This window comes from Janibacter melonis (genome assembly GCF_003721155.3).
GTDB lineage: Bacteria > Actinomycetota > Actinomycetes > Actinomycetales > Dermatophilaceae > Marihabitans > Marihabitans melonis.
Map to the genome: position 1 here is coordinate 680,430 of NZ_CP044548.2, position 26,694 is coordinate 707,123.

At 73.7% G+C, this 26,694-nt stretch carries 23 protein-coding genes; 18 read left to right on the forward strand and 5 right to left on the reverse strand.

Annotated elements, in window-relative coordinates; genetic code table 11:
- The first annotated feature begins 12 nt into the window (after positions 1–12).
- The gene (locus EEW87_RS03225; protein WP_163562367.1) at positions 13–162 is read left to right on the forward strand and encodes a DUF2613 family protein; all 150 of its coding nucleotides are present in this window, start codon (positions 13–15) and stop codon (positions 160–162) included.
- A gap of 61 nt (positions 163–223) precedes the next feature.
- On the opposite strand, the gene EEW87_RS03230 is transcribed toward EEW87_RS03225, so the two are convergent.
- Positions 224–1,474, reverse strand: coding sequence for a glycosyltransferase family 4 protein (locus EEW87_RS03230; protein WP_240341639.1), 1,251 nt, complete (start codon positions 1,472–1,474; stop codon positions 224–226).
- 62 nt (positions 1,475–1,536) lie between these two features.
- On the opposite strand from EEW87_RS03230, the gene EEW87_RS03235 reads away from it, so the two are divergent.
- From EEW87_RS03235 to EEW87_RS03245, 3 genes are read left to right on the forward strand one after another with little or no spacing between them, the layout of a single operon-like run.
- The gene (locus EEW87_RS03235; protein ID WP_240341640.1) at positions 1,537–2,412 is read left to right on the forward strand and encodes a class I SAM-dependent methyltransferase; all 876 of its coding nucleotides are present in this window, start codon (positions 1,537–1,539) and stop codon (positions 2,410–2,412) included.
- 10 nt (positions 2,413–2,422) lie between these two features.
- The gene (locus EEW87_RS03240) at positions 2,423–3,154 is read left to right on the forward strand and encodes a class I SAM-dependent methyltransferase (RefSeq protein WP_229298878.1); all 732 of its coding nucleotides are present in this window, start codon (positions 2,423–2,425) and stop codon (positions 3,152–3,154) included.
- Positions 3,121–7,266 (forward strand): alpha-(1->3)-arabinofuranosyltransferase domain-containing protein, encoded by a 4,146-nt coding sequence (locus EEW87_RS03245; protein WP_148041563.1) that lies wholly within the window; start codon positions 3,121–3,123, stop codon positions 7,264–7,266. The genes EEW87_RS03240 and EEW87_RS03245 overlap by 34 nt, the downstream gene beginning before the upstream one ends.
- Here EEW87_RS03245 and EEW87_RS03250 read toward each other — a convergent pair.
- Complete coding sequence (locus EEW87_RS03250) at positions 7,178–8,350, reverse strand: acyltransferase family protein (RefSeq protein ID WP_163562368.1); 1,173 nt, start codon at positions 8,348–8,350, stop codon at positions 7,178–7,180. The two genes, EEW87_RS03245 and EEW87_RS03250, sit on opposite strands and share 89 nt — an antisense overlap.
- Positions 8,351–8,440: 90 nt before the next feature.
- Here EEW87_RS03250 and EEW87_RS03255 point away from each other — a divergent pair, with 90 nt between their 5' ends.
- The 5 genes from EEW87_RS03255 (at position 8,441) to EEW87_RS03275 (ending at position 12,855) form a co-directional block, all read left to right on the forward strand.
- The gene (locus tag EEW87_RS03255) at positions 8,441–9,487 is read left to right on the forward strand and encodes a GHMP family kinase ATP-binding protein (protein ID WP_123091676.1); all 1,047 of its coding nucleotides are present in this window, start codon (positions 8,441–8,443) and stop codon (positions 9,485–9,487) included.
- The gene (locus tag EEW87_RS03260) at positions 9,484–10,092 is read left to right on the forward strand and encodes a D-sedoheptulose-7-phosphate isomerase (protein WP_123091966.1); all 609 of its coding nucleotides are present in this window, start codon (positions 9,484–9,486) and stop codon (positions 10,090–10,092) included. Before EEW87_RS03255 ends, EEW87_RS03260 begins: the two co-directional genes overlap by 4 nt.
- Positions 10,089–10,652 carry a D-glycero-alpha-D-manno-heptose-1,7-bisphosphate 7-phosphatase gene (locus tag EEW87_RS03265; protein ID WP_163562369.1) on the forward strand — a complete coding sequence of 188 codons (564 nt, stop codon included), beginning with the start codon at positions 10,089–10,091 and terminating at the stop codon, positions 10,650–10,652. The genes EEW87_RS03260 and EEW87_RS03265 overlap by 4 nt, the downstream gene beginning before the upstream one ends.
- 135 nt (positions 10,653–10,787) lie before the next feature.
- Positions 10,788–11,861, forward strand: coding sequence for a cell envelope lipid trafficking protein PgfA (gene pgfA / locus EEW87_RS03270; RefSeq protein WP_148041564.1), 1,074 nt, complete (start codon positions 10,788–10,790; stop codon positions 11,859–11,861).
- Position 11,862: 1 nt separating this feature from the next.
- Positions 11,863–12,855 carry a UDP-glucuronic acid decarboxylase family protein gene (locus EEW87_RS03275; protein ID WP_123091679.1) on the forward strand — a complete coding sequence of 331 codons (993 nt, stop codon included), beginning with the start codon at positions 11,863–11,865 and terminating at the stop codon, positions 12,853–12,855.
- 11 nt (positions 12,856–12,866) lie between these two features.
- Here the strand turns inward: EEW87_RS03275 and EEW87_RS03280 are convergent, their stop codons facing one another.
- Positions 12,867–13,673 carry a class I SAM-dependent methyltransferase gene (locus EEW87_RS03280; RefSeq protein ID WP_123091680.1) on the reverse strand — a complete coding sequence of 269 codons (807 nt, stop codon included), beginning with the start codon at positions 13,671–13,673 and terminating at the stop codon, positions 12,867–12,869.
- Between the two features lie 211 nt (positions 13,674–13,884).
- Between EEW87_RS03280 and rpsA the strand changes: the two genes are divergently transcribed.
- Both rpsA and coaE read left to right on the forward strand, forming a co-directional pair.
- Positions 13,885–15,378 carry a 30S ribosomal protein S1 gene (gene rpsA, locus EEW87_RS03285; protein WP_068276069.1) on the forward strand — a complete coding sequence of 498 codons (1,494 nt, stop codon included), beginning with the start codon at positions 13,885–13,887 and terminating at the stop codon, positions 15,376–15,378.
- A gap of 89 nt (positions 15,379–15,467) precedes the next feature.
- Positions 15,468–16,400, forward strand: coding sequence for a dephospho-CoA kinase (gene coaE / locus EEW87_RS03290; RefSeq protein ID WP_123091681.1), 933 nt, complete (start codon positions 15,468–15,470; stop codon positions 16,398–16,400).
- Here coaE and EEW87_RS03295 read toward each other — a convergent pair.
- The gene (locus EEW87_RS03295; protein ID WP_123091682.1) at positions 16,349–16,972 is read right to left on the reverse strand and encodes a CHAP domain-containing protein; all 624 of its coding nucleotides are present in this window, start codon (positions 16,970–16,972) and stop codon (positions 16,349–16,351) included. The genes coaE and EEW87_RS03295 overlap by 52 nt on opposite strands.
- Positions 16,973–17,025: 53 nt before the next feature.
- On the opposite strand from EEW87_RS03295, the gene EEW87_RS03300 reads away from it, so the two are divergent.
- Positions 17,026–17,376: a hypothetical protein gene (locus EEW87_RS03300; RefSeq protein ID WP_123091683.1), complete on the forward strand. Its 351-nt coding sequence runs from the start codon at positions 17,026–17,028 to the stop codon at positions 17,374–17,376.
- Here EEW87_RS03300 and EEW87_RS03305 read toward each other — a convergent pair whose 3' ends face one another.
- Positions 17,377–18,390, reverse strand: coding sequence for a LacI family DNA-binding transcriptional regulator (locus tag EEW87_RS03305; RefSeq protein WP_123091684.1), 1,014 nt, complete (start codon positions 18,388–18,390; stop codon positions 17,377–17,379).
- Between the two features lie 241 nt (positions 18,391–18,631).
- On the opposite strand from EEW87_RS03305, the gene arfA reads away from it, so the two are divergent.
- The 6 genes from arfA to EEW87_RS03335 all read left to right on the forward strand — a co-directional run bounded on the left by arfA (position 18,632) and on the right by EEW87_RS03335 (position 26,645).
- The gene (arfA, locus tag EEW87_RS03310; RefSeq protein WP_123091685.1) at positions 18,632–20,164 is read left to right on the forward strand and encodes an arabinosylfuranosidase ArfA; all 1,533 of its coding nucleotides are present in this window, start codon (positions 18,632–18,634) and stop codon (positions 20,162–20,164) included.
- The gene (locus tag EEW87_RS03315) at positions 20,161–21,519 is read left to right on the forward strand and encodes an ABC transporter substrate-binding protein (RefSeq protein ID WP_123091686.1); all 1,359 of its coding nucleotides are present in this window, start codon (positions 20,161–20,163) and stop codon (positions 21,517–21,519) included. The genes arfA and EEW87_RS03315 overlap by 4 nt, the downstream gene beginning before the upstream one ends.
- Before the next feature lie 3 nt (positions 21,520–21,522).
- On the forward strand, positions 21,523–22,476 hold the full coding sequence (locus tag EEW87_RS03320; RefSeq protein ID WP_123091687.1) for a carbohydrate ABC transporter permease: 954 nt from the start codon (positions 21,523–21,525) through the stop codon (positions 22,474–22,476).
- A 4-nt stretch (positions 22,477–22,480) separates the two neighbouring features.
- Positions 22,481–23,308: a carbohydrate ABC transporter permease gene (locus EEW87_RS03325; RefSeq protein WP_123091688.1), complete on the forward strand. Its 828-nt coding sequence runs from the start codon at positions 22,481–22,483 to the stop codon at positions 23,306–23,308.
- A gap of 17 nt (positions 23,309–23,325) precedes the next feature.
- The gene (locus EEW87_RS03330) at positions 23,326–25,611 is read left to right on the forward strand and encodes a glycoside hydrolase family 43 protein (RefSeq protein ID WP_123091689.1); all 2,286 of its coding nucleotides are present in this window, start codon (positions 23,326–23,328) and stop codon (positions 25,609–25,611) included.
- 131 nt (positions 25,612–25,742) lie between these two features.
- The gene (locus EEW87_RS03335) at positions 25,743–26,645 is read left to right on the forward strand and encodes a glycoside hydrolase family 43 protein (protein WP_192826126.1); all 903 of its coding nucleotides are present in this window, start codon (positions 25,743–25,745) and stop codon (positions 26,643–26,645) included.
- Positions 26,646–26,694 lie beyond the last annotated feature (49 nt).

The window sequence follows — 26,694 nt, forward strand, 5'->3', positions numbered from 1 at the left end:
AGAGGACGTGCAGTGAACAACGACAACAAGGTCGCCTACAACGTCGCCGGCGCTGTCATCGGCGCGTTGCTCGCCGCCGTCGCGATCTTCTCGATCGTCCAGGTCCAGAGCAGCGCCCAGACGCCGCAGGAGCACACCCGGCTGATCTCGTACGACAGCTGAGCCCCACGCATCACGAAGGGGGAGGACCGTGCCGGTCCTTCCCCTTCGTCGTGCCCGGCGGTCAGGCCCGCAGCGGCTCCGGCTCGGGCAGACGGTGCTCCAGCGCCGCGTCGCGGGGCGCGAGGAGGGCGTCGAGGTCGATGACGTCGTCCTGGTGGCGCGGGGCCAGCCCGAGGACCGAGGCGATGACGTGCTCGAGGCGCAGCCCGGTGCGGTGCCAGTCGAAGGACGCGGCGTAGGTGCGCGCCGCCCGACCGAGGTCCTCGCGCAGGCACGGGTCGTCGAGCAGGGTGCGCACGTGCGCCTCGAGCTGGGCCCGGTCGTCCGCGAGCAGGCCGGTGCGGCCGTGGACCATCGACTCGCTCGGCCCGCCGGCGAAGGAGTACGCGACCGCGGGCGTGCCGTGCAGCCCGGCCTCGACGATCGTCAGCCCCCAGCCCTCCTTGTGCGAGGGCATGACGACGACCCAGGAGGTCGCGAGCAGCCGGTGCTTGTCCTCCTCGCTGACGAAGCCATGCATGTGCACCCGGTCGGCGACCCCGCGCTCGCGGGCGTGCGCGACGATCTCGTCGGCCCAGTAGCCGTCGCCGACGACGTGGAGCACGAGACCGGGGTGGTCGACCTCGAGCTCGGCGAGGAGGTCGACGGCCTGCTCGACGTGCTTGTGCGGCACGAGGCGGCCGAGGAAGAGCAGGCTCGGCTCAGGGGTGCGGGGGAGCGCGGCGTAGGTGTCGAGGTCCGCGGGTCGGTCGTTGCCCGAGTACACGAGGTCGACCCGCTCGCGGTCGACGCCGAGACCGACGAGCTCGTCACGGGTCGAGCGCGAGACGGTGACGTACCGGCTGCGCCGGTAGACCCACGGGGCGAGGCGCGACTCGAGCGCCCAGCCGAGCCGGGCCAGCCGGGGGCCGAAGACCGCCGACCACTGGTCCTTGTGGACGTGGTGGACGACGTCGATGACCGGGACGGGGGAGACGAGCGGCGACCAGAAGGGCACGCCGTTCTGCACGTCGAGGACGACGTCGTACTCGTGACCGTGGCGCAGGACGTGCCACAGCCCGTGGAGGTAGCAGGTGAAACGGCCCCCGCGGCGGCGCACGACGACGTCGCCGTGGCGGTCCTCGCGTCGGGCCCCGGGGAAGCGGGCGGTGTGGATGACGACCTCGTGGCCCTGGCCCGTGAGGACCTCGGAGGTGCGCTCGGTGAAGGTCTCCGCGCCCCCGGCCTCGGGGTTCTCCCGGTCGCGCCAGGACAGGTAGAGGATGCGCAGCGCCCCGTCGGCGCGGCTCGTCGTCGAGCTCCGTCGTGCCACCTGGCCCTCGTCCTCCCGTTCGGCCACCGGGGCGCCCCCGGTGCGACGGTTAGGGTAACCCCGTGGGTTACCGGACGGTAGGCGAAGGGCGGTCGCGGGCGTGTGAGATCTGCCGCTCGTGGAGCCGGGGCTGGGCGATCGGCCGCGACCAGGTCCTGTGGCGCTGCGAGGAGTGCGGCCACCTCGAGCGCGACCTCGAGCACTGCCCGGCGTCGCACCGCGACCTCGCCTACGGAGGAGAGGCCACCCTCGACCGGGTCCGTCTCGACCTCACCTACCGGCTGCTCGTGCGCGGCGGCGTCCCCGCGTCGGTCTTCGAGATCGGCTACGGCGCCGGGCACCTGCTGCGCCGATTCCTCGACGACGGCGCCCAGGTCGCCGGCGTCGACCCCGACCAGCTGGGGGTCCACGTCGACCCGGAGGTGGCCCGCCGCGGACGCCTGCACCGTGGCGGTGTCGAGGAGATGGCCGGCGAGGACCTCGGCCGCCACGACCTCGTCTACGGCATCCATGTCGTCGAGCACGTCGCCGACCCGGCGGCGACCTTCGCGACGGCCCGCGCCCTGCTGCGACCCGGCGGCACGCTCAGCCTCATCACCCCTGCCGGAGACTCGAGCGGTCTGCGCCTGCACGGCGAGCACTGGTGGATGCTCGAGGACCCCACCCACGTCCGCTTCTTCACGGCGCGCTCGCTCGCCCGGGCCGCTCATGACGCGGGCCTCGTCGACGTCGAGGTGCGCCGCCCGGTCCTCGACAGCCTGAGCGTCGACGTCGCGAGCCTGGCCCGGCGCCGGGGGCGGCCGGCGCCCGGTGGCGTCCTGGCCTCGCGCCCGGTGCTCGCGGCGTCGGTGGCGAGCGTGCCGGCCGTCGTCGCCGCCCGGCTGGCGCGCCCGGCGCTGCGCCCGACCCTGCAGCTCGTGGCCCACGCGCCTGCGTGATGATGGCGCCGTGAGCGACGACGTGCGGCGACCCGTGCCCCGGCGCGGCCTGCGCCGCTCGGTGCGGCTCTTCCGCGTCTTCCTGCTCGAGCAGAGCGAGCCCGACGTCTTCTACTCCGCTCTCGCGCACGACTCGCGCGACCTCCTCGCCGAGTGGGTCGAGCTCGACGGCGCGAGCCTCGTCGACGTCGGCGCGGGCCCGGCCGACTTCGCGCGGGTCTTCCGCGGGGCCGGCGCCCGCTACGTCCCGCTCGACCACGACCCGACGGTGGCCTCGGTGCGCGACGGGGGCGTCGTGGGCGACGCATCCCGGCTGCCGCTCGCCGACGGCAGCGTCGACGTCGTCTTCTCCTCCAACGTCTGGGAGCACGTGCGCGACCCGCGCGGGGTGGCCGACGAGATGCTGCGGGTCACCCGGCCGGGCGGGGTGGTCCTCCTCAGCTACACGAACTGGCTGTCCCCGTGGGGCGGTCACGAGACCTCGCCGTGGCACTGGCTCGGCGGGGAGCGCGCCGTCCGCCGCTACGCCCGGCGCCACGGCCACCCGCCGAAGAACAGGGTGGGCGAGACCCTGCACCGGGTGAGCGTCGCCGACGGACTGCGGTGGGCGCGCGCGAGCGGCGCCGAGGTCCTCGTGGCCCGCCCGCGCTACCTGCCCGACGCGGCCCGTCACCTCCTGCGCGTCCCGGGGCTGCGCGAGGTGCTCACGTGGAACCTCCTGCTCGTCCTGCGCCGGCGATGAGCGCCGCCCACGACGAGCGCGTCGCGGTGCTGCGCGCCCGGTGGCACCGCCTGCTCGTCGTCGCCGGGCTCGCGCTCCTGCCGTGGCTCGTCGCCCCGGGGCGGGTGCAGCCGGACACGAAGCTCGACCTCACCGTCTCGCCGTGGCGCTACCTCGAGCGCTCCACCCACGCGTGGAGCACCCACAACGGCGTCGGCGAGCTGCAGAACCAGGCGTACGGCTACCTCTTCCCCATGGGGCCGGTGCACGGGGTGCTCACGAGCCTGGGGATGCCCGCCTGGGGGGTGCAACGGGTGTGGTGGGCGCTCGTGCTCGTCGTCGCCGTCCTCGGCGCCGAGCGCCTGCTGCGTCGCCTCGGTGTCCCCGGCACGGTGCCGGCCCTGCTCGGGGGTGCGCTCTACGCGCTCTCGCCCCGGGTCCTCACCATGCTCTCGGAGAGCTCGGTCGAGCTGTGGCCCTACGCGCTCGCCCCCTGGCTGGTGCTCGTCGTGCTGCCCCTCGCCGACCCGGCTGCGGGGTGGCCCGAGCTGCGTCGCTCGGCGGTGCGCACCTCCGCGCTCACGGTCTGCCTCGGCGGGGTCAACGCGACGGTCGACCTCTTCGCCCTCGCCCCGGCAGCGCTGTGGGTCCTCGCCGCCGCGCGAGGTCGCACCCGGCGGCGGGCCGCCGGGCTGTGGCTGCTCGCCGTGCTCGCCGGGTCCGCCTGGTGGCTCGCGCCGCTGCTCGTGCTCGGCCGGTACTCCTACCCCTTCCTCGACTACATCGAGCTCGCGGCGACGACGACCGGGGTGACCGGCGCCGTCAACGTGCTGCGCGGCGCGGACCACTGGCTGGCCTACATCCTCACCGACGCCGACCACCCGGTGTGGCAGTCGGGCTGGGTCCTCGCGCAGAGCGCCGTGGCCGTCGTCGCCACGTGCGTGCTCGCCGGGCTCGCGCTCGCCGGGCTCCTCGCCCACCGGGCCGCGCCGGACGTCGGACGCGACGCAGACCGCGACGTCGCGCCGGACCGCGACCCCGTCGTCGCTGCCTCGCGTCGGTGGGCGCTCGTGTGCCTGCTCCTCGGCGTCGTCGTCATGGCGGTCGGTCGCACCGGCACCGCCTCGGGGCCCCTCGCACCGCTCGTGCAGGACCTGCTCGACGGGCCGGCGGCGCCGCTGCGCAACGTCCACAAGGCCGACCTGCTCGTCCGCCTCCCGCTCGCGCTCGGCGCGGCGCTCCTCGCGGCCCGGGTCGGCTCGCCGGCCCCTGGCCGGCGGGTCCTGCGCCAGGCCGGCGCGGTCGCGCTCACCCTGGCCGTCGTCGGGTCGGTGCTGCCGGTGTGGCAGGGGCGGGTGGCCGACGCCTGGGGGTACGAACGCATCCCGCTCGAGGTGCGCCAGACGGCGGGCGACCTCGACCGGGCCGCGCAGCGCGACGGGGGGAGCACCCTCGTCCTGCCCTCGGCCCGGATGGCCCACCTGTCCTGGGGACGCACGAACGACGAGCCGCTCGGCGCCCTCGCCGAGAGCCCGGTCCTCGTCCGGGCGGCTGCGCCGCTCGGCCACCCCGGGTCGACCCGTCTCGTCGACCGGGTCGACCGGCTCGCGTCCTCCGGGCGGGCCCAGCCCGAGCTCGCGTCGGCGCTGCGCCGGCTCGGCGTGAGCCGGGTCGTCCTGCGCTACGACGGCGCACCCGACGAGCCGACGTCCGACCCCTTCGCCATGGAGGCCGCGCTCGTCGCGAGCCCGGGGATCGAGCACGTGCGCACCCGAGGGGCCGGTCGCACCGCCCTCACCCAGTGGGCGGTCGCCCCCGACCCGGCGGTGACGCAGGGGGTGCGCAGCGACCCCGTGGGCGCGGTCACCGTGGCCGCCGCCTCGCCCGAGGGCGTGCTCGACCTCGAGGCCACCGGCGTCGTCCGCCCCGGTGCGCCGGTCGTGCTCGCCGGCGACGCCGGGCCGCTGGGCCGGGACCCGCAGTTGGTCACCGACACCCTGCGGTGGCAGCTCTACAACGCCGGGCGACCCGCGGCCTCCGCGACCTCCCCGACCGTCGCCCAGGACGACCCCCGGCCAGGGACGACCGGGGCCCGGGCCCTGCCCCCCGGCGACGTCCTCGGCCGGGCGACGACGCGGACCTGGCCCGGTTACCGCTCCGTCGAGGTCAGCTCGACGGGCGCCGACCCCTTCGCCGGGGCCCGCGCCCCGGCCTCGGCGGGCCCGGGCGCCCTCGTCGACGGCGACCCCACGACGACCTGGGTCAGCGACCCGGATGACCCCGACCCTCGAGTCGTCCTCGAGCCCGACCGCCCTCTCGACGGGGGCGCGACCCCCGTCGTCGTCACGGTGCCCGACGGCCCCGCGCGGCCCGCACGGCTCGCGGTGAGCATCCCCGGCGGGGGTGCTGCGGGCTACCGCGACGACGTGGCCGTGCCGGCGACCGGCCGGCGGGTCACCCTCACGGTGCCCTCCGGCGGGCAGCGCGTCGAGATCGCCCCGCAGCGCGCCGCGGGCAGCTCCGTCGTCGGGCTCAGCGAGGTCGACCTCGGTGCGACGCCGACCTACCCGTGGACCCGGCGCGCGGGGACCGCGCTCACCCTGCCCGCCGCGCCCGGGGCCGAGGCCGCGCTGCTCACCCGGGACCCGCGGGCGGCCGCGTCGACCGCCCAGGGCGAGGACCCGGCGAGCCTGCGGCGCAGCGTCTCCGGCCTCGACGGCGATCTCGCGGTGACGGCCTGGCTGCGCCCGCGCCCCGGTGCGGCCCTCGAGCACCTCCTCGACCGCGGGTGGGACCTCGCGGGCAGCACGCGCGGCGACCAGGAAGACGTCGGCGCGTCGCTGCGCTCCAGGCCGGGGGCGGCTCTCGACGGCGACCCGCAGACGCGGTGGCAGCCCGACCCGGGTGAGGACCGGCCCCGCCTCGTCGTCGACCTCGGCTCGGCCCAGCCGGTGAGCCAGATCCGGCTCGGAGCACGCCTGGGTGGCCTCGTGCGGGTCACCACCGACACCGGCGCGTGGCTCGTGCCCGCGCAGGCCGGGGCCCTCGACGTGCCGGCGGGCACGACGCGGCGCGTCGAGCTCGTCTTCGAGCGATCCGGCGAGTGGGTGGCGCCGGAGGTCGAGCTCGTCGGTCCGGCCCGTTCGGCGGCGGGACCGGTGACGACGGCGTGCGGGCAGGCCGGTCGCGTGCGCGTGGACGGCGCGGCCGTCGACCTCGAGGTGACGGCGAGCCCGGACCAGCTGATCGCCGGGACGGTCCTGCCCGCCCGGACCTGCCCGGCAGCGGCGCCCGTCGCGCGCCCGGAGGGCATCGCCGTCGAGGCCGTCGCCGGCGAGGCCTTCGTGCCCGAGCGGGTGCTCCTGCGCACCCCCGGGGCCCAGCCCGGCACCACGCCGACGCCGGCCCGCGCCGTCGAGGGCGTGAGCGGCGAGGCCGAGGACCGGACGATCACCCTCGGCGCAGGCGGTGACAGCGTCGTGACGACCGACCAGGGAGCCAACCGCGGGTGGCGAGCGACCGACGCGGAGGGCCGGGTGCTGCGCCCGGTGACGGTGGACGGGTGGCGCCAGGGCTTCGTCGTGCCGGCAGGGGAGGCCGGTGCCGTCCGGGTGAACTTCGTGCCGTCGACGACCCATCGGGTCGGCCTCGCGGTCGGCGGGGTGCTCGCCGTCGTCGCGCTCCTCGCCGGGGCGGCGAGCCTGCTCGGCGGGCGTCGCCGGTCCGTCTCGGCCGCGGCGGCGGACGTCTCGGTCGCCGGGCCCGACCCAGGACGGCCCATGACCGACGGGCGCACCACCGCGGGACCCGCGCCGGTGTGGGGGGCGCCGCTCCTCGCCGCCCTCGTCGGGCTCCTCGTCGCCGGGCCTCTCGGCCTGCTCGCGGCGGCGGCCGCCTCGCTCGTGCCCGCGCGGGCGCGCAGCGCTGCCGTCGTCACCCTCCTCGGCGTCGCGGGGGTGGCCCTGGCGGTGCTCGGGGTCGCCGAGCGGCAGTCCCTCGGCGCGCTCGTCGCCCAGCTCCTCGGCAGCGCCGTGCTCGGGCTCGTCAGCGCGGGGCTGCTGCGCCCGCGGGCGACCCGACCGGCTCCTGCCGCAGGCGCCGCAGGGCCGGACGCTCCACCCCCACCCAGGTGAGCGCCGCGAGCCCGAGGCTGATGACGAGCACCGCGACGAGCAACCACCCCGCGGGGACGGCGAAGAGCGGCAGCGAGAGCGTGGCGAAGAGCACCTGCAGCACGAGGACGTGCCACAGGAAGACGCCATACGACAGGTCGCCGGCCCAGCGGGCGGCCCCGGCGGCGGGAGATCTCTGGACGCGCTCGTCGGCACCGCGGGCGAGCGCTGCCGCGAGGAGCAGCGCGGCGAGCACCGCGTAGAGCAGCTCCTTGACGACGGCCTCGGCCGGTGACGGCGCGGCGAGGTCGCGGGGGCCGGCGAGGGGGGTGCACGCGACGAGCAGGACGAGACCGGCCGTGAGCACGAGCGTGCCGGGGCTCGTCGCGACCGTCTCGCGCAGCGCGCCCCAGCGCGCGGGCAGGGCTGCGCCGTCCAGCGAGACGACCGCGGCCACCAGCCCGACGGCGAACCACGCGGCGTGCCCGACGACCGACGTCGCGAGCGGCCCGGACCACCCGGCGCCGGGGGCCGAGGCGGCCAGGGCCTGGACGGCGAGACCGACGAGAGCGAGGACGAGGACACCGCAGAGGACGGCCCGCCCGCGTGCCGCGCCGGGCAGGCGGCGCAGGAGGACGCCGAGGGCGCCCGCCGCGAGGGGGAGGAGCAGGTAGAAGCACACCTCGGTCGTCAACGACCACGTCTGGGTGAAGGACTGGAAGGTCGGGCCGACGAGGCCCTGCCCGACGACGAGGTGCACGAGCACCGTGCGCACCGACACCGGGTCGGCGGCACGACCGCCGATGACGAGCGCGGCGAGGACCACGGCCGCGAGGACGAGCAGGTAGGCGGGCAGGATCCGCACGGCTCGGTGGCGGGCGTAGCGCGCGACCCGAGCGGGGGGCGGGTCGTCGGCCAGCGCCCGGGCGAGCGCGGGGCGCCCCAGGAGGTAGGCGGAGATCGCGAAGAAGACCGCGACGCCGCTGTCGCCGCGGGCGGCGAGCGCCCCGAGCACGCCGTCGCGGGACGCGCCCGACCAGAAGCCGACGTGCGAGACGAGGACGAGCAGGGCGCCGACGCCGCGCAGCGCGTCCAAGGTCACCACCCGATGCCGCTGCACGTGTCCCACCACCCTGTCGTCCTCACCTACTCTTCGGTAGTCACGAGCCAGTGTGGACTACGAGAGAGGGACGTCATGGATGCGGTCCGGCCGGTGCTGCGCGCCCGCGCCCCCCTTCGCGTCTCCTTCGCCGGAGGCGGCACCGACGTCTCCCCCTTCCCCGAGCGCGAAGGGGGAGCGGTCCTCTCCGCGACGATCAGCAGCTACGCCTACGCGACGCTGCGGCCGCGATCGGACGGGCGGATCACCGTCGAGTCCCACGACTACGGCACCTCCATCGGCTACGAGGTCGGCGGGCCGGTGGTCTTCGACGGGCACCTCGACCTGCCCAAGGCCGCGATCAGCCGGATCATGGCCTTCGACGGGGCGATGGAGTCCCAGGGCTTCGACCTCTTCCTGCACACGAACGCCCCGCCCGGCTCCGGTCTGGGGAGCTCGAGCGCGGTCATGGTCGCCGTCATCGACCTCGTCGCGCGCCACTGCGGCATCCACCTCGACCCCTACGAGATCGCCGCCCTGGCCTACCGGCTCGAGCGCGACGACCTCGGCATCCCCGGGGGCTACCAGGACCAGTACGCGGCAGCCTTCGGCGGCTTCAACTTCATGGAGTTCCGCGGCGAGGGCGATGTCGTCGTCAACCCGCTGCGCGTCCAGGCCGACACGGTGCACGAGCTCGAGCACAACATGCTCCTCGCCTACACGGGTCGCACCCGCGTGAGCGACCACATCATCGAGGACCAGGTGACGCGCTACGAGAGCGGCGAGCACGAGGCGGTCGCCGGGCTGCGCGCCCAGCGCGACCTCGCCGACGCGATGAAGATCGCCCTGCTGCGCGGCCGGGTCGACGAGGTGGGCCGCCTCCTCGGCGAGGCCTGGCGCGAGAAGCAGCGGATGTCGACGCGCATCGCGACGCCTCTCATCTCCGAGGCGGTCGAGAGGGCGCTCGAGGTCGGCGCGCTCGGCGGCAAGGTGACCGGCGCCGGCGGCGGTGGGCACATGATCTTCATCTGCGAGTTCGAGCGGCGGCACATCGTCGCCGACACCCTCATCGGCATGGGGCTCTCGGTCTCGGAGTTCACCTTCACCCAGCACGGCGTGACGACGTGGCGGGGGCGGCGATGAGCGCCGACGTCGTCGCCGCCCGGCTGCGGGCCGGGACGCTCGCCTGGTCCCGCCTCGCCGAAGACCTCGCCGAGCCCGCGCTCGTCGCCCAGGTCGAGGCGGCCGGCTCGGTGGTCGTCGAGGCGCTGCGCGAGGGCCGGACCCTCCTCGTCGCCGGCAACGGCGGCTCGGCGGCCATCGCCAGCCACGTCGCCGCGGAGTTCCTCGGCAAGTGCGTCCACGACCGCCACCCGCTCCCGGCGATCTCGCTCGCCGAGTCGCACAGCTCGCTCACCGCGATCGGCAACGACTACGGCTTCGAGCAGGTCTTCCTGCGCGGGGTGCAGGCCTTCGGCCGCGAGGGCGACGTGCTGCTCGCGATGTCGACCTCGGGAGCGAGCCCGAACGTCCTGCTCGCCGTCGAGGAGGCCCGCGCCCGCGGCCTGCGCACGGTCCTCATGGTCGGGGAGCGGGGCGAGGGCCGCCGCGGCCTGGCCGAGCACACGCTCGTCGTGCCCTCGGACGAGACCCCGCGCATCCAGGAGGTCCACATGCTGTGGGCCCACGCGTGGTGCGAGGCGGTCGACGAGGTCCTCGCCGACGAGGCGGGGACGCGCGGTCCGTGACCGGCCCGCACCCGGCCGACGGGCCGCCGATCCCGCCGGCGGGGGAGGGCGCCCCCTTCGACCTCGTGCTCCTCGACCGTGACGGGACGCTCAACGTCCAGGTCGTCGACGACTACGTGCGGGAGCCGGGGGCGCTGCGCCTGCTGCCCGGTGCGGCGGCGGCCGTAGGGCGGCTGCGTGCCGCGGGCTGCCGGGTCGTCGTGGTCACCAACCAGCGCGGCGTCTCGCGCGGGCTGATGACGCTGACCGACCTCGACGCCGTGCACGAGCGTCTCGAGGAGGAGCTGGCCGCGCGGGGCGCCGCGCTCGACGCCGTCCTGTCCTGCGTGCACGCGGCGGGGGAGTGCGGGTGCCGCAAGCCCGCGCCCGGTCTCCTCGACGAGGCCTTCCGGCGCGCCCCGTGGGCCGCGCGCGAGCGCAGCGTCCTCGTCGGCGACAGCGGCTCCGACCTCGCCGCGGCGCGCGCCGCCGGCGTCCCGGCTCGTCGGGTCGGGCCGGCCGGCGCGGCCCCGTCGTTGCTCGACGTCGTCACCGACCTCCTCCAGGGGCGCGACGGGTGATCCCGCGGGCGGCGCACCGCTCCGACGACCGGTGCGGCGGTGTGACGTCCCCTACGCTGTGCGCAGGTTCCGGGCCGCGCGATCTCAGTGCTACTGTCCGGTAGGTTTTGCTGGCGGACCAAGGAGGGTTCACACGTGCGCAAGGTTCTTCCGGCAGTGGTCATCGGGCTCGGTGCATTCCTGCTGACGATGGGTCTGCTGCTCAAGTTCGTGGCCTACCCGCGCCTGGCCGTCGTCCCCCTCGACATGAACACGCAGGCCGTCGTCGTCGACGACGACGCGAGCTTCTTCGACGCCGACAACGTCAAGCCCGCCACGGGCAAGCTGACGACGATCTCCACCGTCATCGGCGACCCGCAGGCCTCCGAGGACGCCTCGGAGCAGACCGGGCGCAAGGTCGCGGTGTGGGAGCTCGGGCAGAAGTCGGACAACAACGACGACAACTACCCGATGTCCGCGAGCACCGAGCGCGTCGCCTTCGACCGGACCACCGGCGAGGCGATCAACTGCTGCGAGGAGAACGTCGACGGCACCCAGGTGACCCACGAGGGCCTCGTCGTGAAGTTCCCCTTCGACACCCAGCCGGTCGACACCTACCGCTGGTGGGACGGCAACACCAAGGCGGCCTACCCCGTGAAGTACGAGGGCGAGGACGAGGTGCAGGGCATGGGCGTGTACAAGTTCACGACCGACGTGCCGCTGACGAAGTACGCCACCCGCGAGCTGCCCGACTACGCGCTGGGTCTCAAGGACGCCGGCCCCATCCAGGCCGACCGCTACTACTCGAACAAGCGTACCTTCTACGTCCAGCCCGCGACCGGCGTCATCATCGACCGCGTCGAGGAGCAGCACCAGGAGTTCCGCGCCCCGGGTGCGGAGACTCTCGACGCGCTCGACACGACGTCGCGCTTCACCCAGGAGACGGTCGACGCCAACGTCGAGGAGTACAAGTCCAAGGGCGCGCTCCTCGCCGCCGTCAACGGCCCGGCGTCCTACGCGATGATCGTCCTCGGGGTGCTGCTGCTGCTCGCCGGCGTGCTCCTCTCGCTCGTCCTCGGACGTCGCCGCCGCGAGGACGCCGCCCACGCGCAGCCCGCCTACGCCGGCACCCCGGCCTACTACGACAGCCCGGCCCACGGGGACGCCCCCGCGCCGGTCGACCCCGACCAGGACACCGTGCGGCGCTCGGACCTGCGGCGCGACGGCTGACGTGCGGGTCGTCGTCACGGGTGGCGCCGGGTTCCTCGGCTCCCACCTGTGCGAGCGGCTGCTCGCACGCGGTGACTCGGTCGTCTGCCTCGACAACTTCGTCACGGGGTCGGCGGCCAACCTCGCCCACCTCGCGCACGACCCGCGCCTCGAGGTCGTCGAGGTCGACGTCACCGACGACATCGACGTGGCCGGCGAGGTCGACCTCGTCCTGCACTTCGCGTCGCCGGCCAGCCCGGTCGACTACCTCAAGCTGCCGATCGAGACGCTCAAGGTGGGCTCGATCGGGACGCTCCACGCGCTCGACCTCGCCCAGCGCACCGGCGCCCGCTTCGTGCTCGCGTCGACCTCCGAGGTCTACGGCGACCCGGCGGTGCACCCGCAGCCGGAGAGCTACTGGGGCAACGTCAACCCCGTCGGGCCCCGCGGGGTGTACGACGAGGCCAAGCGCTTCGCCGAGGCGATCACGCTCGCGTACCGCACGACCCACGGGGTCGACACGGGGATCGTGCGGATCTTCAACACCTTCGGTCCGCGGATGCGGCCCAACGACGGTCGGGCGATCCCCAACTTCATCCGTCAGGCCCTCGCCGGCGAGCCGGTGACGGTCGCCGGGGACGGCAGCCAGACCCGCTCCATCTGCTACGTCGACGACCTCGTCGACGGCATCCTCGCGATGGCCGACTCCGGGCATGCCGGTCCGGTCAACGTCGGCAACCCGCACGAGATCTCGATGCTCGCGCTGGCGCGCTGGGTCATCGAGCTCACCGGCTCGAGCTCGAGCGTCGAGCACATCGCCCGACCCGTCGACGACCCCACCGTGCGCCAGCCCGACACGACCCTCGCCGTCGAGCTCCTCGGCTGGCAGCCGCGGGTCGAGATCGAGGACGCGCTGCAGCGCACCATCGAGTGGTTCCGCCAGGAGGCCGCCCACGGCCTCGACCTGCCGCCGCTCACGCCCGACGACACCGAGCACATCCTCTCGGGCCACTGACCCGGTCGGTCTCAGAGCGGCTTGTCGGCGACGACGACGAGCGTGCCCGGCAGGTGCTCGCCGCGCAGGGGCGACCAGCCGCCCCACGTCTGCGTGTTGCGCGCCGGCCACTCCGGCTCGACGAGATCGACGAGGGTCAGCCCGGCGCTGATGACCTCACGGACGCGGTCGCCGACGGTGCGGTGGTGCTCGACGTAGCTCACCTCGCCGAGGTCGTCGCTCTCGACGTACGGCGTGCGGTCGAAGTAGGAGCCGTGCGCGACCAGCCCCTCCGGGCCGGGGACGTCGGGGAAGGCCCACCGCACGGGGTGGCTCGTGGAGAAGGCCAGCCGGCCGCCGGGGCGCAGGACCCGCGCGAGCTCGTCGACGAGGGCTTGGCTGTCGGCGACGAAGGGGGTCGCGCCGTACGCGCTGAGGACGACGTCGAAGGAGTCGTCGGCGAAGGGGAGCCGCTCCGCCGGGCACTGGACGAGGAGCGGTCGGGGTCGCTCGGGGGACGCCGCGTCGATGAGCGCCGCCGTGCGCAGCATCCCCATCGACAGGTCGGTGGAGACGACGCGCGCCCCCTGGTCGGCGGCCCAGCGCCCGCCCTGCGCGCCGCCGCAGCCGAACTCGAGGACGTCGAGGCCGTCGAGGTCGCGCTCGATGCAGCCGAGCTCGTGCTCGTGCCAGCCCTCGGGGCCCCACACGAGGTCGCGGTCGCCGAGGAAGGCGCCGTGCTCGAGGTAGTAGTCGAGGGCCTCGGCGTCCCACCACCCGCGGTTGGCGACGGAGGTCTCGTCGGGGTCGGACGGGCGACGGTCGACGCCGTGGGTCATCGCTCTCCTCGTGCGCTCGGGCGGCTTTTGGTGGTGGGTCCTCGTGTGGCTAGGATGGAGGGGTCTTTCCTGTGCTCCGCCCCGATCCTCCTCGGACCGCCGGCGCAGCCCACGGGGACATCGCAACTGTGGCACACGCACCACCTGCCGCAGGCGCACCCCGCACCACCTGTCCGCACAACGAACCTGTCCGCAACGGAGCTCCTACTACATGACTGCCACCACGGTCCCCGCGACCGCCCCCGAGATCGCTGTCAACGACATCGGATCTCAGGAAGACCTCCTCGCTGCCATCGACGCCACGATCAAGGACTTCAACGATGGCGACATCGTCGAGGGCCACATCGTCAAGGTGGACCGCGACGAGGTGCTGCTCGACATCGGCTACAAGACCGAGGGCGTCATCCCCTCGCGCGAGCTGAGCATCAAGCACGACGTCGACCCCGGCGAGGTCGTCGCCGTCGGTGACGCCGTCGAGGCCCTGGTCCTCCAGAAGGAGGACAAGGAGGGTCGTCTCATCCTGTCCAAGAAGCGTGCGCAGTACGAGCGCGCCTGGGGCACGATCGAGAAGATCAAGGAGGAGGACGGCGTCGTCACCGGCTCCGTCATCGAGGTCGTCAAGGGTGGTCTCATCCTCGACATCGGCCTGCGTGGCTTCCTCCCCGCCTCCCTCGTCGAGATGCGTCGCGTCCGCGACCTCCAGCCGTACGTCGGCAAGGAGATCGAGGCCAAGATCATCGAGCTCGACAAGAACCGCAACAACGTCGTGCTCTCGCGTCGTGCGTGGCTCGAGCAGACCCAGTCCGAGGTGCGCACCACCTTCCTCAAGGAGCTGCAGAAGGGCCAGGTCCGCACCGGCGTCGTCTCCTCGATCGTCAACTTCGGTGCCTTCGTGGACCTCGGTGGCGTCGACGGTCTCGTCCACGTCTCCGAGCTGTCCTGGAAGCACATCGACCACCCGGGCGAGGTCGTCGAGGTCGGCGACGAGGTCACCGTCGAGGTGCTCGACGTCGACATGGACCGCGAGCGTGTCTCCCTGTCGCTCAAGGCGACGCAGGAGGACCCGTGGCAGCACTTCGCCCGGACCCACGCGATCGGTCAGGTCGTCCCGGGCAAGGTCACCAAGCTCGTCCCCTTCGGTGCGTTCGTGCGCGTCGAGGACGGCATCGAGGGCCTCGTGCACATCTCCGAGCTGGCCGAGCGCCACGTGGAGCTGCCGGAGCAGGTCGTCCAGGTCGGCGCCGAGATCTTCGTCAAGGTCATCGACATCGACCTCGAGCGTCGCCGCATCTCGCTGAGCCTCAAGCAGGCCAACGAGGACGGCGCCAACCTCACCGAGTTCGACCCGACGCTCTACGGCATGGCCGCCGAGTACGACGAGCAGGGCAACTACAAGTACCCCGAGGGCTTCGACTCGGAGACCAACGAGTGGCTCGAGGGCTACGAGACGCAGCGCGAGGCCTGGGAGAAGCAGTACGCCGAGGCGCACGCCCGCTGGGAGGCGCACCGCGCCCAGGTCGAGAAGTCGGCCGCCGACGACGCGGCTGCCGCCGAGTCGGGCGAGTCGACTAGCTCGTACTCCTCGGACAGCGCCCCGTCCACGAGCAGCCAGGCCGCCCCGGCGTCCTCCGGCGGCTCCGCCGGGGGCACCCTCGCCTCCGACGAGGCGCTCGCGGCTCTGCGCGAGAAGCTCACCGGCAACTGACCTCAGGTCACCCCGTGCGAAGGGGGCCGCGCACCGCTCGGTGCGTGGCCCCCTTCGTCGTCCCCGCGAGCCCGCCTACAGTGGCGGCCATGCTGCACGTGGGACTCACCGGTGGGATCGGGTCGGGCAAGTCGAGCGTCGCGCGACGGCTCGCGGAGCTCGGCACGGTCGTCGTCGACGCGGACCAGGTGGCCCGCGACGTCGTGGCGAAGGGGGAGCCCGCCCTCGCCGCGGTCGTCGAGCGCTTCGGCCCGCAGGTCCTGCGCCCCGACGGCGGGCTCGACCGGCCGGCGCTCGGACGGGTCGTCTTCGCCGACCCCGAGGCGCTGCGCGCCCTCGAGGGCATCACCCACCCCGCCGTGTGGGAGCGCACCGCACTGCTGCGCGAAGAGGCCGCGGGCGCGGGAGCCGCGGTGCTCGTCCACGACATGCCGTTGCTCGTCGAGAAGCAGATGTCGCCCGAGTACCACCTCGTCGTCGTCGTCGAGACCCCCGTGGAGACGCGGGTGCGCCGGCTCGTCGAGCACCGGGGGATGCCCGAGGAGGACGCGCGCGCCCGGATGAGGTCGCAGGCCGACGACGAGGCCCGCCGCGCCGCCGCCGACGTCGTGCTCGACAACGACGGCACCCCGCATGAGCTCGTGGAGCAGGTCGACCGCCTCTGGCGCGAGCGGCTCGCCCCCTTCGCCGAGAACCTCCGCACGGGGACCCCGGCCGCGCGGACCGACCAGCCGGCGCACGACAGCCCCGACGAGCATCGCGGTGCCCGGCTCGCCGCTCGCGTCGCGCACGTGCTGGGGGAGCGGTCCGCGCAGGTCGTGCCGGTGCCGTCGACCAGGGGCGTCGAGCTCCAGGCCGCCCTGCGGCCAGGGGGCGCCGAGGGCGACCTTGTCGGCCTGCTGGCCGCCGCAGGATACGTGCGCGACGACACCTCGGCGGAGGAGCACGTCTACCTCGGGTGCGACCCCGGTCAGACGGTGCGGCTGCGGCTCGTCCCCTCGCCGCGGCCGGGCAGGCCGTAGCCGACGAGACCGGGCTGGGTGAGCGAGAGGTGGCGCACCTTGATCGCGTCGCCCTCGTTGCCGCCGACGGTGACGACGTCGTGCCCGTGCCGGGTGACGAGGAAGTGGACGTGCTCGCCGGGCATCGACCCCTTCGCCCAGACGAGCAGGTCACCGGGGACGGGCACGTACCCGCTCCCGGCCTCGCGGAAGCGCCCGGTGCCGCGCAGGTGATCGGTGAGGGTGAGGACGCCCGGGATGCGCCAGCCGCCCGAGGCCGGGTTGCGCAGCGGGACCCCGGCCTCGCGCAGGACCCACGAGGCGAAGTCGGCGCACCACGGCTCGACGACGCCCTCGGCGTACCTCGTGCCGGGTCCCTGGTCGGCGTGCTCGGCCCGTGCCGTCGTGAGGACGCGGCGACGCGTGGGCGGCAGACCGCGGGGGATCGCCGGGAAGTCCGGGTCGACCTGGCCGAGGGTGGGTCGGGCCGGCCGCTGCGTCGCGGCGACCGGTGCGCAGGCCGCGAGCAGGCCGAGCGGTGCGGCGGCGAGCAGCGCCCGCCGACCGGGTCCGCGTCCGTCCCCCCGTGCCATGGACGTGATCGTAGACCTCCGGCGTCGTCGGCCCGCTCGCCTACGCTGCGGCCATGCCGTCCTACCGGGTCGCGATCGACGTCCACGAGACCCACCCGGGTGTCTCCCCGCCGAGCCTGCTCCCGCTCGCCGAAGAGCTGCTCGCGCGCACCCACCGCGTCGAGGACCGGTCGGTCGAGCTCGTCCGGATGCAGCCGCAGGTGCACCTGCGCTTCCTCGTCGAGACGAGCACGGACCGGCAGGAGGACGACGAGGCCGAGGACGCCGTGCGCCGTCTCGTCGCCGATCTCACGGCGTCGGCCGTGCTCGGACGGTGGGTCCTGCGCCGGGGACCCGGCGGGCACTGGCGGGTCGTGCGCGAGGGGTTCGCCCCGGAGCCGCCGGACGTGCCCGTCGACTTCTGATCAGGTCTGCGCGGCGCGCCCGGTGGTGGACTCGCGGGCCACGAGCGTCCACGGCACCGCGACCTCCTGGCTGGGAGAGGTGTCGCCGTCGATGCGCGAGACGAGCATCTCCAGCGCCCGTCGCGCGAGATGGGTGAGGTCGGGGGAGATGGTCGAGATCGAGGGGTTCGCGTACCGCGTCTCGGCGATGCCGTCGAAGCCGATGACCGCGACGTCCTCGGGCACCCGCACGCCGGCCTCGGCGCACGCCCGCACGGCACCGACCGCCATGAGGTCGTTGAAGCAGAAGACGGCGTCCGGGGGCGAGGGCAGGGCGAGGAGCTGCTGCATCGCCGCGTACCCGTCGCCCCGCTCGAAGTGGGGCACCCCGACGACGAGCTCGGGGTCGTAGGCGAGGTCGGCGGCGCGCAGCGCCTGCCGGTAGCCGCGCAGGCGCTCCGACGCGGTGCCGCGCACGGTCTCCCGCCCGATCGCCGCGACGCGCCGCCGGCCGAGCGTCAGGAGGTGCTCGGTGGCCGCGCGGCCCGCCGCGACCGAGTCGACGGCGATGTGGTCGTAGCCGGTGGGGGTCGGCCGCTCGCCGAGCAGGACCATCGGCAGGTCGTCGTCGCGACCGGCGATCTCGTCGGCCGAGAGCGCGAGCGGCGAGAAGATCACGCCGTCGATGACGTGCGAGCGCATCCCCTCGAGGACGACGCGCTCCGCGTGCTCGTCGCCCCCGGTGGCGTCGAGGAGCACGATGAAGCCCATCGCGGCCGCCTCGCTCGTCACCTTCGCGGCGAGCTCGGCGAAGTACGGGGAGTCCATCGCCGGCACGGCGAGGGCGAGGAAGCCGGCACGCCCGTGCTTGAGGTTGCGGGCCGAGAGGTTGGGCCGGTAGCGCAGCTCCTCGATGGCGGCGGAGACCTTCGCCCGGGTCGCCTCAGTGACGTGGGGATGATTGTTGACGACGTTCGAGACCGTCTTGACCGACACCCCGGCCCGCTCCGCGACGTCCCGCAACCGTGCTGCCACGCCCGACCTCCTCCGCGGCACGTGGTCGTGCCGTCCTCACTCGTACCGCATCACGGGTGCGCCTGCACCCTCGGGACCGGCGCACCCCGTCGGGTGCATTTTCGTCCCGACCTCTGGACAAGCATGTCATCCGTTGTAAAGATGGCGCCCAGCACCCGCGTTTCCACCGTTGCAAAGGCGACGGCAAGAGCATCGGTGCAGGTCACGGCAATGTCGCCGAACGGTCGAGGAGGACCACCGCATGGGCCATGCCACCGTCAGGGTCGACCCGGCGTTCGCCGTCGGGCCGCTCAACCGGCGTCTCTTCGGCTCGTTCGTCGAGCACATGGGGCGGTGCGTGTACACGGGGATCTACGAGCCCGAGCACCCCAGCGCCGACGCCCTCGGCTTCCGTCGCGACGTCGCCGACCTCGTCCGCGAGCTCGGCGTCACCGTCGTGCGCTACCCGGGCGGCAACTTCGTCTCCAACTACCGGTGGGAGGACGGCGTCGGCCCGAAGGGGGAGCGCCCGGTCCGCCTCGACCTCGCCTGGCGCTCGATCGAGACCAACCAGGTGGGCACCGACGACTTCGTCGACTGGTGCCGCTCGGTCGACGTCGAGCCGATGATGGCCGTCAACCTCGGCACGCGCGGGATCGCCGAGGCGGTCGAGCTGCTCGAGTACTGCAACGGCGACGACGGCACGCAGGTGAGCGAGCGCCGGGTCGCCCACGGCCACGAGCAGCCGCACGACATCCGCGTCTGGTGCCTCGGCAACGAGATGGACGGCCCGTGGCAGATGGGCCACAAGACCGCCGAGGAGTACGCGCGGCTCGCCGAGGAGACCGCCCGGGCGATGCGCCGCCTCCAGCCCGACCTCGAGCTCGTCGCGTGCGGCTCGAGCAACCGGGGGATGCCGACCTTCGGGACGTGGGAGCGGGTCGTCCTCGAGCGCTGCTTCGACCTCGTCGACCACATCTCGGCGCACGCCTACTACGAGCCGCACGACGGCGACCTCGACTCCTACCTCGCGTGCGCCGAGGACATGGACCGCTTCATCCGCTCGGTCGTCGCGACGGCCGACCACGTCGCCGCGGTCCGCGGCAGCGACAAGCGGATCGGCGTGAGCTTCGACGAGTGGAACGTGTGGTTCCAGGCCCGCTTCGACGGCGAGAGCAGCCTGGCGATCCGCGAGGCCCCCGAGCTCATCGAGGACGTCTACGACGTCATGGACGCCGTCGTCGTCGGCAGCCTGCTCATCACGCTCATGCAGCACACCGACCGGGTCGCCATGGCCTGCCAGGCCCAGCTCGTCAACGTCATCGCCCCCATCTCCACCCGACCGGGTGGCGCGTCGTGGCGGCAGAGCATCTTCTACCCCTTCGCCCTCACCGCCCGGCACGCCCGCGGCACGGTCCTGCGGCCCGCGGTGGTGAGCACCGCCGTGGAGACGGCGGAGTACGGCGCGCTCGACCAGCTCCTGCTCACCGCGACCCTCGACGAGGGCAGCGGCGACCTCGTGATCTTCGCGGTCAACCGCTCGCGCACGGAGCCCTGCGAGCTCACCCTCGACGTCGTCGGCCTCGCCGGGTCGGCCGCGGGCGGGGCGGGCTACCGCCTCGTCGAGCACCTCGTGATCTCCGACGAGGACCCCCACGCCCGCAACACCGAGGACGACCCCGAGCGGGTCGTGCCCGGTGCCGGCACCAGCACCCTCGACGGCGCGACCCTGCGCTCCGTCCTGCCCGCCATCTCCTGGCACTGCATCCGCCTCACCGAAGGGACACCGCGATGACCAGCTTCACACCACGAGGACCCAGCCGAGCGCCGCTGAGCCGGCGCAGCCTGCTCACCGGGGCGCTCGGCGCGGGCACCGCGCTCGGGCTCTCCGCCTGCGGCGGCGGCGGCTCGAGCAGCGTGCCGGGCCGCAGCTCGGCCACCGGCGGGGGCGGGGCCACGGGCTACGACGGCCCGAAGGTCACCCTGCAGTTCTGGAACGGCTTCACCGGCGGCGACGGCCCCTTCATGAAGAAGCTCGTCGACGAGTTCAACGGCGAGCACGAGAACATCGCCGTGACGATGAACACGATGCAGTGGGCGGACTACTACGCGAAGCTGCCGTCGGCCGTCTCGGCCGGCAAGGGCCCCGAGATCGCGATCATGCACGTCGACTCCGTCGCGACGAACGCTGCACGGCGCGTCATCCAGCCGCTCGACGACGTCGCCTCGGCGCTCAAGCTCACCGAGGCCGACTTCGCGAAGGTCCCGTGGGACGCCGGCGTCTACCAGGACCAGCGCTTCTCGATCCCGCTCGACGTGCACCCCCTCGGCTTCTTCTACAACAAGGACGTCATGGAGAAGGGGGGCCTGGACCCCGAGAAGCCGCCGACCGACGCCGAGTCCTACATGTCGGCGCTGGAGTCGATGAAGTCCAAGGGGCTGCAGGGCCACTGGGCCAGCCCCTTCCCCTTCACCGGCGGGCTCACCGTGCAGTCGCTCGTCTACCAGTTCGGCGGCTCGATGTTCGCCGAGGACGGCAGCGAGGTCCTGTGGGCGGACGAGGCCGGGGTCGAGGCCCTCACGTGGTTCTCGAAGCTCGTCACCGACGGCCACTCGCCGGGCAAGATCGCCCAGGACGCCGACATCGTCGCGCTCGAGAACGGCAAGACCGCCTTCAACTGGAACGGCATCTGGACGATCAACACCCTCAAGGAGAAGAAGGACCTCCAGTGGGGCGTCGCGGCGCTGCCGAACATCGGCGGCCAGGCCGCCGCGTGGGCGGGCTCGCACCAGTTCGTCCTGCCGACCCTGAAGACCCCGGACGAGGACAAGTCCACCGCCGCCCGGGTCTTCCTCAACTGGATCAGCACGAAGAGCCTCGAGTGGGCGAAGGGGGGCCAGGTGCCCGTGCGCAACGAGGTGCGCGAGTCCGCGGACTTCGAGGCCCTGCCCGAGCAGTCGACCCTCGCCGCCCAGATCGACGACCTGCGCTTCCCGCCGGCCGTCGCCGGCATCGGCGACGCGATGCCCGAGTTCGACAAGGCGCTCAACCTCGCCGTGCTCGGCTCGAAGGACCCCAAGACCGCCCTCGAGGAGGCGGCCGGCCGGGCCAACAAGATCCTGGAGGCCAACCAGAAGAAGTACGGCTGAGCGATGGCCACGACGACGACCGAGCCCGTGCCCGTGGCGCCGCCCACCGCGGCGGCGCCGCGGCGCCGGCGCTCCGGGATCCACGGGTCGGTGCTCACGCCCTACCTCTTCCTCGCGCCCTTCCTCTTCCTCTTCGTCTGCTTCGTCCTCGTGCCGGGGGTCTTCGGCATCTGGATCTCGTTGCACGACTGGGACTTCCTGCTGCCGGGCAAGCCCTTCGTCGGTCTGCAGAACTACGCCGACCTCTTCGACAGCAGCTCGGTGCAGTACGGGGCCTTCTGGGCGAGCATGCGGGCGACGGCGATCTTCGTCGTCGGCAGCGTGCCCTTCCTCGTCGTCCTGCCGCTGCTCCTCGCCATCGCGCTCAACCGGTCCTTCCCGGGCCGGACCTTCTTCCGGGCCGTCTTCTTCGCCCCCTTCGTCCTCGGCGTCGCGGTCGTCGGCCTCATGTGGCGCTACCTGCTCGACCCGAGCTTCGGTCTCGTCAACGGCATGCTCGGCGCGATCGGGCTGCCCGACGACATCCCGTGGACGACCGACCAGCCGTGGGCGTGGATCTCGCTCATCGGCGTCACCGTGTGGTGGACGGTCGGCTTCAACGCCGTCATCTACCTCGCCGGGCTCGCCGACATCCCCGCCGAGCACTACGAGGCAGCCGAGCTCGACGGCGTCAACGCCTGGCAGCGGCTGCGCTACATCACGCTGCCGGCCCTGCGGCCGGTCCTCATCTTCGTCGTCGTCACGACCTTCCTGGCCAGCGCCAACATGTTCGGCCAGAGCTACCTGCTCACCCAGGGCGGGCCGGGCGACAGCACCCGGACCGCCATCATCACCATCACCGAGCTCGGTCTCACGCAGTTCCGGATGGGTCAGGCCTCGGCGATGAGCTACGTGCTCGCGCTCTTCCTGTGCCTCGTCTCGCTGCTGAACTTCTGGGCCCTGCGAGAGAGGAGGTGACCCGATGACCCGTCGCCGCGGACCCCTCTTCTGGGTCACCATGGGAGTGCTCAGCCTGGTCTTCGTCGGGCCGCTCCTCCTCGTCCTGCTCACGTCGCTGAAGTCGCAGGGCGAGGCGCGCAGCGTGCCGCCGACCTACCTGCCCTCGGAGTGGACCGCCCGGGCCTACGACGTCCTCTTCTTCCAGGACGACGCGAGCCCCGTCGTGCGGTGGTTCGCCAACTCGTTGCTCGCGGCGAGCCTGCACGCGATCCTCGTCGTCACCGTCTGCGCGATGGCCGGCTACGCGCTGGCGCGGCTCGAGTTCCCCTTCAAGCGGGCGATCTTCGCGATGATCATCGCCACGCTCTTCGTGCCGGGCTTCATCTTCCTCATGCCGAACTTCATCATCCTCGACCGGCTGGGCTGGCTCGACACGATCTGGGCGCTCGTCGTGCCCGGGGCGGCGGGAGCCTTCGGCGTCTTCTTCATGCGCCAGTTCTTCCTCGGGCTGCCCAAGGAGCTCGAGGAGAGCGCCCGGCTCGACGGGGCGGGCCCCTTCCGCACCTTCGCGAGCATCGTCCTGCCCAACGCCCGGCCGGCCCTCGTCACCCTCGGGGTGCTCAGCTTCCTCACCAACTGGAACGACTTCATCTGGCCGATCTACGTGCTCTTCTCCCCGGAGCGTCTCACCCTGCCCGCCGGCCTGAGCCGGCTGCAGGGCGCGTACACGATCGACTACCCGGTGGTCATGGCCGGCGCGATGCTCGCCGCCATCCCCGTCCTCGCGCTCTACGTCTTCGTGCAGCGCTACGTCATCGAGGGCGTCGCGAGCAGCGGCGTCAAGGGCTGACCCCCGTCAGGAGCACCATGCGCACCACGAAGCACCGCCTCGCCGTCGTCACGACCGCCCTGCTCGCCGCCGTCGGGCTCGTCGCCGGGCCGTCCTCCGGCGCCACCCGGCCGGACGACCCCGCCCCGCCGCGACCCGTGGCGCAGAACGCGGTGTCGGACAGCTTCTCCGACACCTACGCCGACCCCTCGGTCATCCGGGGGAAGGACGGGTGGTGGTACACCTACGCGACCTCCGACCCGCTCGTGTCCGGTGGCACCCCCGGGCTCATGCACATGGCCCGGACGAAGGACTGGTCCTCCTTCGAGTACCTCGGCACGGTCTTCACCGACGCGACCCGGCCGACGTGGGCGACGCGGACCTCGGGGCTGTGGGCGCCCGACGTGCGCAAGATCGGCGACCGGTACGTCATGTACTTCACCGTGACGGACTCGACCCAGCACCCGCAGGGCGACGACTCGGCGATCGGCGCGGCGACGGCGCCCACCCCGGCGGGGCCGTGGACGGCCACGGACGGCCCGGTCGTGCCGCCGCGAGCCGCCCCGGGCGGCGGCTGGTGGTGGACCTTCGACCCGTCGGGCTTCACCGACCTCGACGGGCAGCGCTACCTCTACTACGGCAGCTACTTCGGCGGCATCTGGGTGACGAAGGTCGCCGACGACGGCCTCACTGCGGTCGGCGAGCCGGTCCGGGTCGCCGTGGACAACCGCTACGAAGGGGCGTACGTCGTGCGTCGGGACGGCTGGTACGTCCTCATGGCCTCGGCCGCCAACTGCTGCGCGGGCCCCTCGACCGGCTACTCGGTCTTCGCCGGGCGCTCCCGCAGCCCCATGGGCCCCTTCGTCGACGCCGAGGGCACCTCCCTCGACACCTCCGCGGTGGGCGGGACCATCGCGCTCACCCAGAACGGCAACCGCTTCGTCGGCGTCGGCCACCACGCGGTCGTCACAGACAGCACGGGTGCGGACTTCGTCGTCTACCACGGCATCGACCGGCACGACCCGTGGCTGGCCGAGCCCTTCGGCATCAACCGGCGCCCGATGCTCGCCGACCGGCTGGACTGGGTCGACGGCTTCCCCCGCACCCGGGCCGGCGCCGGGCCGAGCGACACCCCGCAGCCCGGTCCCACCCTCGGCTCCTCGCTCGGCATCACGCCCGAGGACCCCGCGGCCGGTGGCTTCACCGGGATGCGCGTCGGCCCCCGCGACCGGCTCGGCGGAGCCACCGGGCTCGTGCGCGGCACGGCGAGCACCCGGCGGGCCGCGCCCGCCGGCGACGTGCACGTGCGGCTCGACATCCGAGGGGACAAACCCCTGCGTGTCACCCTTGGCCGCGCTCCCGGGGTCACCGTGACGGTCGACCCCCGGGGCCGCACGCTCGGGATGAGCACGAGCGGCGCCGGCCGACCGCTGCGCGACTCGACCGCGCTGCCGAGCACGAGCGGGTGGCAGACGCTCACCGTGCGGGCCACGGACGGGCAGGTCCGGGCCTCGCTGTCCGAGGACGACCTCCATGACCCGTACGCCGAGGTGACGCTCGAGCGCGACCGGCTCCGCGTCGGGTCCGCCCCGGTGCGCCTGAGCAGCGGGGGCACGGTCGTCGACAACGTCGTCGTGACCCCGGCGGCGCAGGACGCCCGTGAGCTCGCTCCGGTGCCCCAGGCGGGTCCCCTCATCACGGGCGAGGAGTTCGACGACGCCTCGACCCCGGCGCTGACCTGGGTGCGTGAGAACCCCCAGGCCCGCGTCGAGGACGGGCAGCTGCGCTGGCCGGTAGAGGGCACCGACCTCACCGGCGGGGGCAACCAGGCCGGGCTGCTGCTCCACGACGCGCCCGACGACGGCGACTGGATCGCGCAGACGAAGGTCCACCTCGACCTCGGCACCGACGAGATCCGCAACTACCAGCAGGCGGGCCTCGTCGCGCACGCCACCGACGACGACTTCGCCCGGCTCGGCACCGTCGCGATCTGGAACACCCGGCAGACGGAGTTCGGTCGTGAGGTCGCCGCGGCTCCCGACGGCCGGACGTCGTACGGCGGTGCACTCGTGGGGACCGCCGCCCCCACCATGTGGCTGCGCCTGGCGCACCACCGCACGGCGGAGGGGGAGCACCTCTACCGCGCGGGGACGAGCCGGGACGGCCGGACGTGGACGTGGGGCGCGACCTGGGCGCTCGGCGCCGGCACCGAGCCGAGGATCGGGCTCTACTCGCACGGCGGGGCGTCCCCGGCCGCCGTGGCCTCCTTCGACCACCTGCGCTTCTACCGCACCCGGTGGCCCTCCGACCCCGGCGCCGGGTGAGCCGGTCAGGGGTGCGACGGGCTCGCTCGCGAGGACGGCGCACGGCCGCCGTCCTCGCGGGCGCGGCCCTCGCCCTCAGCGCGTGCCAGTCCCCGACACCCGACGCCGCCCCGCGGCAGGAGAGCGAGAGCATGACCGGCTTCACCAACCCCGTGTGGGCGAGCAACTTCCCCGACCCGCAGGTGCTCGACGCGGACGGCTCGTACGTCGCGATCGCGACGAACGGCAACGGGATGAACGTCCAGACCCTGACGAGCACCGATCTCGTCGACTGGAGCCAGGGATCGGACGCGATGCCCGAGCTCGCGAGCTGGACGTCGCCGGGCAAGGTGTGGGCGCCCGAGGCCGTGCAGATCGGCGACCAGTGGGTCATGTACTACACGACCCGCGCCCCGGACCCCGAGATCCAGTGCATCGGCGTCGCCGTCTCCGCGCAGCCGGAGGGGCCCTACGTCGACGACAGCGACGGACCCCTCGTGTGCGAGGAGGACGCGGGCGGGTCGATCGACGCCCACCCCTTCGTCGACACGGACGGCCAGGCCTACCTGTACTGGAAGAACGACGGCAACGCCGTCGGGGTCGACACGTGGATCTCGGTGCAGCGCCTCGGCCCGGACGGGACGACGCTGCTCGGCGAGCCCGAGCGGGTCATCCGCCAGGACCTCGCGTGGGAGGGCGACCTCGTCGAGGGGCCCTTCGTGCGGGAGGAGGACGGGGTCTACCACCTCTTCTACTCCGCCAACGACTTCGGCTCGGACCGGTACGCGGTGGGGCACGCGACCGCGGAGGCGCCGACGGGCCCCTTCGTCAAGGACGACGAGCCGGTCCTCGTGAGCAACGAGGTGGCCGCGGGGCCGGGGCACAACTCCCTCGTCGAGCGCGACGGGCGGGTGTGGATGGTCTACCACGCATGGGCGCCGGACGCGGTGGGCTCCGAGGTGCCCGGGCGCACGATGTGGCTCAGCGAGGTGACCTTCGACGGGCGCCCGGTGAGCGTCGACCCGCCGGCGTCGGAGGTGCCGACGCGACCCTGACCCCGGCGTCCCGGAATACGTTGTCGGTGCGTGCGCTTAGGTTGTCCAT